Origin of the sequence: Escherichia sp. MOD1-EC6098 (assembly GCF_002965865.1) — a bacterium.
GTDB classification, from domain to species: domain Bacteria; phylum Pseudomonadota; class Gammaproteobacteria; order Enterobacterales; family Enterobacteriaceae; genus Escherichia; species Escherichia marmotae.
The window spans coordinates 46,419-56,809 of the sequence record NZ_PTSN01000025.1 but is presented as its reverse complement, the minus strand read 5'-3'; the positions used below and the strand labels follow the sequence as shown (position 1 = coordinate 56,809).

Annotated in this window: 5 protein-coding genes and 1 pseudogene; all 6 read right to left on the bottom strand. The window is 43.6% G+C overall.

Annotation, left to right across the window (positions count from 1 at the left end):
• Positions 1 to 418, bottom strand: a 418-nt coding sequence (locus C0K55_RS21625) for a pyridoxal-dependent decarboxylase (protein ID WP_105269224.1), incomplete at its 3' end; no start/stop codon positions are given.
• A gap of 360 nt (positions 419 to 778) precedes the next feature.
• Positions 779 to 3,565: a M16 family metallopeptidase gene (locus C0K55_RS21620; RefSeq protein ID WP_061090848.1), complete on the bottom strand. Its 2,787-nt coding sequence runs from the start codon at positions 3,563 to 3,565 to the stop codon at positions 779 to 781.
• A 56-nt stretch (positions 3,566 to 3,621) separates the two neighbouring features.
• A complete protein-coding gene (locus C0K55_RS21615) occupies positions 3,622 to 6,000 on the bottom strand; it encodes a TonB-dependent receptor plug domain-containing protein (RefSeq protein ID WP_105266525.1) in 2,379 nt (792 codons plus the stop codon).
• A gap of 37 nt (positions 6,001 to 6,037) precedes the next feature.
• Positions 6,038 to 7,174: pseudogene (locus tag C0K55_RS21610) on the bottom strand (ABC transporter ATP-binding protein/permease); the annotation flags it as partial.
• Positions 7,175 to 7,330: 156 nt separating this feature from the next.
• Complete coding sequence (locus C0K55_RS21605) at positions 7,331 to 8,491, bottom strand: anaerobic sulfatase maturase (protein ID WP_000558514.1); 1,161 nt, start codon at positions 8,489 to 8,491, stop codon at positions 7,331 to 7,333.
• Between the two features lie 52 nt (positions 8,492 to 8,543).
• Positions 8,544 to 10,226 carry a sulfatase-like hydrolase/transferase gene (locus C0K55_RS21600; protein WP_105266526.1) on the bottom strand — a complete coding sequence of 561 codons (1,683 nt, stop codon included), beginning with the start codon at positions 10,224 to 10,226 and terminating at the stop codon, positions 8,544 to 8,546.
• Between the last annotated feature and the right edge of the window lie 165 nt (positions 10,227 to 10,391).

Sequence of the window (10,391 nt, the reverse complement as noted above, 5' to 3'; positions counted from 1 at the left end):
GCCATTTCATCGCCATCCCGCCGAGCATACAGGCCTCGGAAGAACCAATGGTGTTGGTGCCAACGGCCTGACCGTTTTTCGGCGCAGGCGCGTGCCACAGATCAGCAACCATGTTTACGCAACGCAGATCAATTGCTGCGGACTGCGGATATTCTTCTTTATCGATCCAGTTTTTATTGATCGACAGATCCATCAGCTTATGAACATTTTCATCGTCCCAGGTCTGACAAAATGTGGCGAGGTTTTGTCGGGCATTGCCATCCAGGTATAATTCATCATTGATAATCTGGAAGGCGATATCATCGCGCATTTCATGCAGCGGAAAACGTTTCGATTCCGCGATAGTGGAAATTGCCTTTGCGCCAAAACGTGAATCGAGTAGTTCAGACCTTAAATCCGTTACTTGCTTCTTATCCATTTCAAACTCCTTAAAATGATTGGAACGCATTAAAAAAAGTAGGATTTATTGATAAAGTAAGCAAGCGTAAAGGCCTCGGTTTCAAATAACAAAATCCTAATTTTATTTTGTTGTTTGAAAATGGATTTTTTATTTTAACAAGTAAAAACAATAAGATAGGAAGATAATCAATGATAATATCACTCTTTTTATTGTTATTTTAGTCCGTTCTCTTACCCTCCGAAATTATCACATAAAAATTGGCCTTTAAAATATCATTATTAGTTCGCGGTTAATTTTTTGAAAAACTTTCAAAGGTTGTCAAACAAACACGTTAATTATACAGAATACCCCGCCAACAAAGTTGGCGGGGGTAAGTTATTATTTTGGCAGCAATACTCCAGTGTGGGTATTCGCGGGTTTACTCAGATATTCTTTAACTGTAGCATTAACATTTTCCACAGTCATATTCTTTAACACTTTCTCCTGCGTCATCCACACAGCAGGATCATCATATTGAATAATACTATTCACAATAGTGTTCGCTAATTGCTGAACGCTATTTTGCTGAATATCGAGGCTGCGTTGAATATTTTGCTGATATTCGTCCAGCTCTTGCTGACTGATCCCTTTAGTCAGACGTTTAGTCATTACCTCATTCGCCAATGTTAACAGTTCGCTATGACGTTCAGGTTGACAGGTGAAAGCCAGCAAATGGCTGATATCTTTGGCCTTAGGATCAACCGAGAGACGAGAAGAAACGCTGTATGCTCCGGATGCCTGTTCACGAATATTTATCCGCAGATCTTTTGCCAATGCGACGTTGAATGCATCCAGTGCCATGCGTGTCGCCAGGTTAATAGGTGTCCGGGGATCATACCGCGTCCACTGTGAAACTTGTGCTACAGGTTCATTTTGTTCTTTTACAGTAACAGCCGCGTTATCCGTCGCGCGGGTTAATGGTTTACCTGCTGCCAATGCTGAATCAGAACGTTTGATTGATCCTAAGTAACGCGTAATTAACGGCAGGAGTTTGTCTTCTGCCACATTACCGACAATCACAAAAGTGATATCTGCTGGGGAAGAAAACAACTGACGATCGGCAGCCAATGCGTCTGCGGCAGAAAACTGTGCAATCTGTTTTTCTTGCAGTAATTTCGTGCGCTCATCGGCATAGCGTGTTTCGTACATCTGCTGAGCGAATTTCTCTGCCGGGCGTTGATCGAGCGTTCTCAACGCTTGAATTTGAGCATTTTGTAACGATGACCAAATGTTGTCGTTAATTGTGCTGCGGGTGATCCGCTGGTTAATTAACTGAAAACCGGGTTCAGGATTATTAGCCCGTGCGCTAACAGACAGTAGTGTATTCAAGCCACTGACTTTACTGCTCATGGTCACTGAGTTTTCTGCGCTCCAGCGTTTCAGGCTGGAAGAGGAGAGATCGCCAACTCCGCTACCGCTAACGGCTTTATTTGCCAGCGCAATAAGTGATTTTTGTTCCGCAGGAAAACTCAAATCGCCTTTATCAGAGACGGCAATAATTTGCAGCTTTTCTTCTTCGCCCGTAGATTTTGCCAGAATGACGTTTGCGCCATTAGAAAGGGTCAGTGACGTCAGATTTTCAGCCAGTCTTTTTTGGCTGGTTATTTTTGCTTGCGGATCAGCGTTTACCGTTAAAGATAAATTTCTGCCAGGGAAGACATAAGCCGCCAGTTTTTTGTTGGCATATTCATTTTCCAGCGCCGTAATGGCTGCAGGAGATAATGCATTTTGGGCTGCAGTATCATTGTTGACCATTTGTTCCCAAAATGTGTCCTGGTTCTTTCTTAATTGCTGCCATTTTTTCGCCAGGCTTTGCACGGTAATTTGTGGCCACAGGCGTTTAGAAAGCTGGTATGTCTCTTCCGGTGAAAGGAATGGCGTATTATTTAACGAGCTGGATGCCAGGCGGCTGGTCAGCATCCGCAGATCGCGTTCAGCCTGTTGCTCAGCCGCATTTTTCAGCCAGGTCAGACGGGTGGCTTTTACATCATCAAGCTCTGCAACGGAAAAACCATGTTGGTCGATAGTTGCCAGTTCTGCCATTAATGCATTCGCAGCATCCTGCATATTATCGTCCCGCGCATTTACACGGAAAAACAGCGACTGATAATCAGGCGCAATTTTAATACTGCGCGCGGTGCCACCGGAAATAGTCTTCAACTCACCGGACTGGATCCGTTCCAGTAATCGCTGATTAAACAACTGAACCAACATGCTCCATTCTGCCTGTTCGACAAAGCTTTGTTCATCGGTCACCTGAACCATTGGCATGCGATAATAGAGTGCGATACCGTTCACCCGATTTTCTTTATCATTAATGATATTAAAGCGCCGGCGGTTTTCTGCTTCCGTTGGCCATACGCGATTTTCAGCCGCTTTGTTTGCCGGAAGTTTACCTAAATTTTCCTTTATCAACGCCAGCGCTTCTTTACTGTCGATATCACCAACGACGATAAAGGTCATATTATTCGGCTGATACCAGCGTTGATAAAATTGGCGCAGTTGTTCCGGCGCGACCGTTGCGACAATATCCATCAAACCGATCGGTTCACGGTCTAAATTGCGTGTATTTGCCAACAGGAAAGGGCGACGCGCCTGAGATGTGCGCCATTTAACATCCTGATGCGCGCGCCATTCCTCGGTAATTACGCCACGTTCAGCGTCTACTTCGTGTTTTTCAAAGGTGGCGGCATTGCTCCATTCACTGAAGATTGCCATCACTTTTTGCAAATTTTGTTTCTGCGTTGTTGGCAAACTTACCTGATACACCGTTTCGTCATAGCTGGTATAGGCATTAACATCGCGGCCAAAACGCAGCCCCATCGATTCAAAAGTTTCGATGACTTTATTACCAGGCCAGCTTTTTGTACCGTTAAACATCATATGCTCAACAAAATGCGCCACGCCGCGCTCGTTGTCCTCTTCCTGCAATGAACCGGTATGAATTTGCAGCCACAAATTCACTTGATCCTTAGGGTGTGAATGTGGATAGATCATATATCGCAAGCCATTTTCCAGTTGCCCGGTAATTAACTTGTCATCCTGTGGTAATGCCGCGGCAATAAGTCGTCCAGGAAGCAACAACAGTGTTGCCACTAAAGTCAGTAAGAAACAGAGGTTTCTCATAATCATCTCCATGCGAAAACCAGGTGAATTTACCCGGTAAAGTAAAATCCGAAGTTTTAAAATTTCATGCTGACATCAAGCCAGAAAGTACGACCGCTGGCGTAAGTCGCCACACCGGCGGTTGTTGTATCAACAGCGGTTTTGCTATCCAGCACATTCAGAATGTCGGCGCTAATCGTCAGGTTTTGCTGCTTAAGAAATTGGGGTGTCCAGGATAAACGGGTATCCCAGGTCAGGCTGTTATCCAGTTTCTCGTCAACGTACTGCTTGTAATCTGAATATTCGCTGATGTATTGCGCATTCGTCTTACTCAGAATGATGCGAGCTTTGCGTGCTTCTTGCCAGGCCAGTGTATTCGCCCACACCAGTCCGCTTGGTTGATGAGTGAAATCCATATTTAAGGAAATCTTTAACGGGTTATTAAAATCCGCCACCGGGACGCTGTCATAAGAGACAAGTTTACCGTTGTAAACTACCTTGTTATCATCGGTATTGCTCTCTTCATAACCATTATTCAATGACAAATTGCCTTTGCTCTTGATATAGCTGAAGACAATTTGCGGATTAATAGCCACCTGGCTGACATGCAGAGGTTCTGTCAGTTCAAAACTCACGTTGAACGAATGGGTTTTAGTTTTACCGTCATTGTTATACTCAGTAATCGTTGTTTTCGTTGTGCTGTCGGTACGACTACTTTTACTGATTTGATCATGCGCCTCACGGTAAACATAGTTTGCCCGCGCAATAACGTTATTACCGATCTTTTGCTGCAAACCTATTGCCAGTTCGTCATTATAGGGTGTTTTCAAATCCTGATAACGGGTGAGCGTTTTATTGCCTGAAATTGATTCTGTCCAACTATTACGGATGTCTCGTAACCCCATATCGAGAATATTTCCGCCATAATAGCGGTTATATCCGGCGGTAATTATTGAGGTTTGATCAGCGAAAATATCCCATTCCGTCATAAAGCGGGGAGAGATATTGTGGTTTGACAGGTAGTTGTCATAGTCATAACGCACGCCAGGCATCAGCGACACATTGCGCCAGCTAATACGATCCGCGATGTACAGCGTGTAGTTGTCAATTCCAAGGCTACCTTTACCTTTATGGTAAATGGTATGGTTAGTTTTCTTTCCTGCGGCATTAATTACATAAGATTCAGACTGATTATGGCGTTCAGTCCATGCATCGGAATAGATGTATTCCACACCGAAGTAAGGCTGATGCGAGAAATTGCCCATTTCAACTTTTTGCCAGTCAAGTCGTGTTTTGAAGGTGTAATTATCAACAGCCTGCGAAATATGCCCCAGCCCGCCACGGGTGCAACGTCCTGTAATATCACCATATGTGCATGAGAGTTCGGTGTACCAAATGTCATGGTCGTGACGGGTATAGTCACTGATATGATCCCAGCCGACAGTGGTATGCAGTTTGGCCCATACGAGTTGTGTGTCCATATCCCATGCCAGGCCATAAGATTTGTTGCCCATTTCGCGGTCAGACTCGGGGAAGGTGCTGGTATTATAATCCCGGCGAGAACCGGTATATTTAAAGGTTAAATCGTGGGTAAAACGCTCACTGGCAAACCAGGTAAATTTACTTAATGCTGTATCGATAACGTTTTTATACTGCGCCCGACCTGCAACAATACCGTCATTCGAAACATAATCTGCGCGGATAATGTCAGACTGGCGGCGGGAGAAACCAGCAGTCACGCCAAAGTTATCAGTGAGTTCCTGATTAAATGACAAGGTGTAAAAGTTCTTTTTAAAGTCGGGAGAATAATAAGTACTTCCTGAAGACCCCTGGTTAAATGCATTCTTGTTATTCTCATCGATATGAGACGTTAACCAGTCCGAACGCGTTGTGCGATAACTCAGCTTTACGCTGTCATCATCAGCATTAAAGCGTTTGATCCTTGCATCTATCACCCCACCATTAAAGTGACCAAATTCAACCGGAACAAAACTGTCATAAAGCGTGACATTGTCCAGTAAGCTGACATCAAGATAATAACCCTGTGACATCCCGCTAATATTGGTTGCACTGCTGGCATCCGATTCATTCGCCGGGTTCAGGTTATTGGTGGCGCTAATACCATCAATCAAATAGGCATTCTGGTAGGGCGATGCACCGTGAATGGATATTTTCTCCGGGCGGATCTCCCCCTGATTCAACGAGGTGCTTTGCGTTGAATCCATACGCACCGCTGGGTTTGTTTTTAATAAATCGCTGATATTGCCATTACCTGTCGGTAAACGCTCGATGCTTTCACTGGTGTAATGCGTGTTACCGTTTACGGGCACAGGGACAGGGGCATAGACTGTCATCTCTTCAAAAACAGGCATATACTTGTCTTTGTCGTCGACGGCCTGCGCCATATCAGCGCCAGCGCCACATAAAATGACGCCAGAAATAAGAACTCGCTTCATTTATTTTTATCTCCGTATAGCAGGGCATTTATCGTTTTTATAAAACCGCGCTAATGTCACAAATATCATCCGCCAGATCCCAAACACCAGGCTGATGGGTCACCATAATCACACCGCTTTCAGGTAATTTTTCGCGCACTAAACGCAGTAAACGGATAGCCTCTTGCTCCTCCAGATGTGACGTTGCTTCGTCGAGAAATATCCATTTCGGACGTCGTAAAATTAACCGAGCCAGCGCAATACGTTGTTTTTCGCCGCTGGAAAGAATATCTCCCCAACGATCGTGGTTATTAATGCGCGTAGCCAATTTACCCAGCCCAACCTGATGCAACACCTCGCTCAACGGCTCATCGTCTATAGGGTGCGGAAGTGCTTTACAAATGTTCTCTTTCAGTAAGCCGGTTTTGATTAACGGCGTTTGTGACACATACCAACTGTCTGCAGGAGAAGAAATATCACCTTTAAACCACGGCCAGCAGTGGGATAATGTTTTAAGCAGCGTTGTTTTTCCCGCACCAGAGTATCCTTTCAGCAGTAGCCATTTGCCTGGAGAAACATGAAAGTTCAGGTTTTCTAATATGACTTTATTATCGGGGGTACGGATACTGGCATCAGCAACCTGAACGGCATGATCGCAATTTTTGGGTTTATTTGTCGGGCGCTGTTCAGTAAGTTGATGAAATTCATACAACCGGTCGATAACCGCTGCCAGCTCTGCAAGTTCATCGTATTTATAAATAAACCAACTCAGATTGTTGGATACCAACATAAATGCCTGACGTGATTTCATCAGCCCACCTAAATTGATCTGCCCGCTGATAAACTGCGGTAGCAATAGAAAGTAGGGGAGAACACTAAGCGAGCGTGAATAAACATTCTGCCAATAGTCAAGCCAACGCTGACGATTCATTAAACGGTGCCAGTTGTCTTTTATTGTATGAAAATTGTCGCTCAACTCCTGACGTTGCAGCGTTTCAGCATTGTTTAATGCAATTAACTCCGCTTGCTTATTATGCTGCACAAGGTTAGTTCGAAAAGTCGCTTCGCTACGTTGCTTCTCCACATTAAGCGGGCGGATACGTTTACCCACTTTATGGGTAAACAACGTGCCACCAATAACAATGAGCACGACGGTATAAACCATATAACCCTGGATATTCCACTCCGTTCCTTTCATGCCCTTGATTATCAAGAGTATTGCAAAAGCATGTCTGAAGACGCTCCTCCAGAACAACAGATAATGATGGCTGAACCCCCCGGCCTGAGTCTGTGCCGGGTGTTCTGCTGAAGTCGTAAGAAGGATGATATGACCGGAGTGAATGCAGGAGTATTATTTATTACTCTCCATTCGTTTTGCGACATCCATAATGTGATAAAGGGGGACTTTATTTTTAGCGAGTTCAACCATTGCATTCATATATGGCACCATAGTTGTAAATAGGATTTTATAACCTTCACAGAAGTACGATACTACCTCATTATTCACTTTTGTGATGCGATGTTTAGGACAACCACCATTACAAATTGGCTTGTAAACACATTGCTGGCATTTTTTTGATATCAACTTTTTTTGTGCAGTCAACTGCACGCTTTTCATCGTTTTTAGTGCAGCGTTATTGATGTTGCCAATTTTATATTGCGGGTAGACAAAATGATCGCATTCATAAATATCACCATTACTTTCCACTACCAGATTGTCTTTACATGACTCCTGGAAAATACAGCTAGTATGCCCATTTCCCAGAAAACGGCTGACAAAACTTTCAAACTGGCGAATGAATATTTCACCAACATCATTTTTAACCCACTGCATAAAAATAGCTGACATAAACTTGCCATAGGCGGTGGGTGGAACAGAAAAATCGATGATACTGAACGTATTCTCACCATTGCCCGTAAAATCTACATTCGGTGTCCCCGTCTCCAGTAGTTCTATAAACTGCATATGCTTACTACCGATAGATTTTAAAAAGTTATAAACCTCAAGAGGATGTTGGACGTTAATATTGTTAATGACAGTTAGCGTATTAAACTCAACCTTATACTTCTTCAGACGATCAATTGCCGTCATGACTTTTTCAAATGTCCCATTACCAGAATTACTGCGTCTGTAACGATCATGTAATTCTTGCGGGCCATCAATTGAAATACCGACCAGAAACTTATGCTCTTTGAGAAAGGCGCACCATTCATTATTCAATAAAATACCATTGGTTTGTAACGCATTATGAATACCTTTTCCCCCAGCATAGCGTTGTTGGTAGTGAATAACCTTACGAAAAAAATCAAGACCCGCGAGAGTAGGTTCGCCGCCTTGCCAGGTAAAATAGACCTGATCACCTGAGGCAGCAATGTATTGTTTAATGAACTCTTTCAGAGTGCTGTCATCCATCCATTTTTCATGACTAAATTGCGACTCTTTTTCAAGATAAAAACAGTAATCACATTTGAGATTACATTGAAAACTGGAGGGCTTGGCTGTCACGTGCATTGCTATCTCACTCAATAAGGCGGCGGAAAATCTCCGCCGCATAAGGGGTTAGTTATTTGGCATCGCTAAGTGCTTTCTTAATATTGTTAAACTTCTCCTGATTCACCTGACTAAGCGGCGGTTGGCTGCTGTTGATAAACTCGCTTACCACACCTTGCATCTCTTTAACAACTTGTGGTTTAGCTGCAGCGAGATTCTCTTTTTGTTGTAGATCGGTGAGTTTGTACAAACCTAACTGGTTATTTTCCACGGTATAGACAAGAGAGTAATCATTATTTCTCACCGTATAAGAGAACTGGCTTAAGTCCTCGGTATTCGGATTGTGAGGATAATCATCTGACTCATGGCGGACAAATTTATGGTAATTATCCCAGAATGGAATATTTTCCTCATCAAACCAGTGAGAGTAGGACGTTACCCAGGTCAGGTTTTTATGGGGTTCGCCTTGCTTCTTATCTTGCAACCACGGGAGTAATGAAACGCCGTCCAGTTTAAGATCTTTTGGAATGTTGATATCGGCAGCATCCAGAGCAGTAGGGTAGAAATCCATAGCAGAAATTAACTTGTCATAATTTCCTGGCTGAAGTTTTCCTTTCCACCACATGAACATCGGCGTATGCGTTCCGCCAGGATAAGTCTGACTCTTATAGCCTTTTTGCGCACCATTTAGCGGTAGTGGGCCATCGATGACCGCACCATTATCAGACGTAAAGAGAATAATGGTGTTGTCGTACTGACCATTTTTCTTCAACTGTTCGAGAATCCGTTTTACACCTTGATCGACGGAGTAAACCGATGCGTAGTAATTATCTGCAGTTTGGCTACCGGTATTGAATTGCTTCTGATATTGCTCCGGTGCTGGATTGTCATTCGGCAGATGCGGCGCGTTATAAGCCAGATAAAGCATAAATGGTTGGTCGAGTGCTTTAGCCCGGTCAACAACACCAATTGCTTCGTCCGTTAACTGATCGCTGATATAACCCTTTGCAGGTACGCGTTCACGATTTTTGAACAGCGAAGGTGAGTTGTAATAGGCTGTTCCCGCTGCATGGAACCCCATAAAGTAATCGAAGCCGCGGTTTTGTGGTTGCCATTCTTCCGCGGAGAATGTGTTGAAGTTGTCATGATAGTCACGGGTTTGTTTATCTTCCGGAACCGGGACATTACTGATTTTAGACAGATGCCATTTACCCACAGCCGCGGTGTAATAGCCATGATTCTGGAATAATTCGGGCAGGAAAGTTTCTGTCAGGGGAATACCATCCTGAGCATCGGTATTGGAGTAAACACCAAAACGGGCAGGCGCTCGGCCCGTCATAATTGCAGCACGGGATGGACCAGAAACACCGTGAGCGACATAACCATTAGTAAAACGTACACCTTCATCCATTAAAGAAAGAAGAGTTGGCGTTGATTTTTGAGCCGCTTCGATGGCTTTATCAATACCTATTTTGTAGGTATTGACAACTTCCCTGTTTTCCATTGTTTTTGGATCAAAAGACCCTTTATCAAACGGTAGTTGTCCATACCCAAGATCATCCATGGTCAGTACGATAATATTCGGCTTTCCTTCGGTACTGTATTCAGTCGGCGTAAAATCCGAAAAAGCCACGTTAGTTTTTGTTGCTTTCAGTTTTACATCTTCTGCTGCATGAGCCGCGAATCCGGCCATACCTGATGCCAGTATTAAGGATATGGATGTGCTCACAACACTTTTTTTTAGTGCAGACGTCATAAAATTTCCTCTTTTTATTGTACTTAATTCCAAAGTAATTTTACGAAGAAAAATAAGTGAATGTAAGTGAAGTAAGTCACATTAAGGGACAGTAGATTTGACTAAAAATAAGCAAACTAAAGGCCATAATTGGTTGACAAATGAAAGATGTTAACTAAGTAAATT

Bases quoted from the DNA above. Each gene is read 5' to 3' on its own strand.
- C0K55_RS21620 (WP_061090848.1), bottom strand. From the start codon at position 3,565: ATGAGAAACCTCTGTTTCTTACTGACTTTAGTGGCAACACTGTTGTTG.
- C0K55_RS21615 (WP_105266525.1), bottom strand. From the start codon at position 6,000: ATGAAGCGAGTTCTTATTTCTGGCGTCATTTTATGTGGCGCTGGCGCT.
- C0K55_RS21605 (WP_000558514.1), bottom strand. From the start codon at position 8,491: ATGCACGTGACAGCCAAGCCCTCCAGTTTTCAATGTAATCTCAAATGT.
- C0K55_RS21600 (WP_105266526.1), bottom strand. From the start codon at position 10,226: ATGACGTCTGCACTAAAAAAAAGTGTTGTGAGCACATCCATATCCTTA.